The 1,492-nt window shown below is 60.3% G+C and carries 1 protein-coding gene; it reads left to right on the top strand.

From position 1 onward, the window contains the following. The first annotated feature begins 234 nt into the window (after positions 1-234). On the top strand, positions 235-1,086 hold the full coding sequence (locus KUG39_RS16145; RefSeq protein WP_094585038.1) for a phycobilisome rod-core linker polypeptide: 852 nt from the start codon (positions 235-237) through the stop codon (positions 1,084-1,086). The last annotated feature ends 406 nt before the right edge of the window (positions 1,087-1,492 follow it).

Genomic DNA, 1,492 nt, shown 5'->3' with positions numbered 1-1,492 from the left:
CAACTACATCGACTACGCCATCAGCGCTCTCGTCTGAGCTCTCAAGGCCATCGTTGTCTCGGGGTCCCCTTCGGGGGGCCCTTTTTTCTGGCCGGAATCCCACGGGCGTGGAGTTTCCGGGCTCTCATCTGCTGTAACGATCGAACATCATCTTGAAATCCTGTGCGGACTTCCTCATAGGATCAGAACGGCGCACCGTACGCGTGCAGTCCTCCCCCTTCTGGCCCGCCATCCATGACCCTCGTCAATGCGCCCTATCTGGGCATCGAACGCTTCGCGAACGACCGCAACAAGGAAAACTGGTCAAATGCGTCCGATCAGGATAAGAGCACAATCATCCGCACCGTCTATCAGCAGGTGCTCGGACGCCAGTACATCATGGAGAGCGAGCGTCTCGAGGGTGCTGAATCCCTCTTCCGCAACGGATATCTGAGCGTGCGCGAATTCGTGCGTGCCGTGGCGAAGAGTGGCCTCTACCGTGCCAAGTTCTTCGAGAACTGCAACCCGTATCACTTCATCGAGCTCAACTTCAAGCATCTGCTTGGCCGTGCCCCCCAGAACAAGGCGGAGATGCTGCATCACTTCACCATCCTGCAGGAGCAGGGTGTTGATGCCGAGATCGATTCCTACATCGACAGCGCCGAATACCAGGAGCGCTTCGGGGAGGAAGTGGTCCCCTACCTGACCGGCTGGGACTACTCCGCCGGCCAGCAGGGTCGTCAGTTCTCCTGGCTGATGCAGCTGGCCCGGGGCGCCGCAGCTTCGGTCAAAGGAGACACCGCCGGCACCAACTTCCGACTCGGCAAGGCCCTGCACCAGAACCGCGCCGTTCCCGTGGTGAGCCCCAACGCCAAGGGTTCGGCCTTCCAGCCCAGCCAGGTGGCCAATGAATCGATCACCAAGATGGCCAAGGGCATCGGCCAGAAGGCCAAGGTGTACCGCATCGAAGTGACCGGACTCAACGAGTACCGCCTGCACAAGCGCAGCAACACCGTTCGCTTCGTGCCCTTCAACAAACTGCTGGAAGCCCAGCAGATGATCCATCGCCAGGGCGGACGGGTCGCCAGCGTGACCCCTGTGAACTGACGGTCAGTTCCACCGCTCAGGTCCACGGCCTTCTGCCTCCCGGCCCCTTTCGGCGTGATGCCGAAAGGGGCTTTTTCATGGCCTGGCTGCACCGGGATCGCTGCAGGATCGCAGCTCCTGAGTGTTCATCAAGGCACAGATCAGGCCCTAGATGGCGTGCCCAACAGGCCCACGACTGACCCCGGCCAGAGAAGACCAACGACTACCGATGACCCTTTGTAAACTTCACGGATCCTGGCGCGATTCTTTCAGACAATAAGTCCGTGCCCAGCACAGGTGAACGTCCTTGGCGTTCCCACCCCCCTTACCCACCCCACCACGACGTTCGACGTCGAGAACAGGAGCTAACTCAATGTTCGACGCCTTCACCAAGGTCGTTGCTCAGGCTGATGCCCGCGGCGAATTC

The sequence above is a fragment of the Synechococcus sp. CCAP 1479/10 genome, assembly GCF_019038515.1.
GTDB lineage: Bacteria > Cyanobacteriota > Cyanobacteriia > PCC-6307 > Cyanobiaceae > Cyanobium.
The sequence above is the reverse complement of the archived record's forward strand: the minus strand, read 5'-3'. Positions and strand labels throughout refer to the sequence as shown.

Coding starts and splice junctions, on each gene's coding strand:
- KUG39_RS16145 (WP_094585038.1), top strand. CDS start 235: ATGACCCTCGTCAATGCGCCCTATCTGGGCATCGAACGCTTCGCGAAC.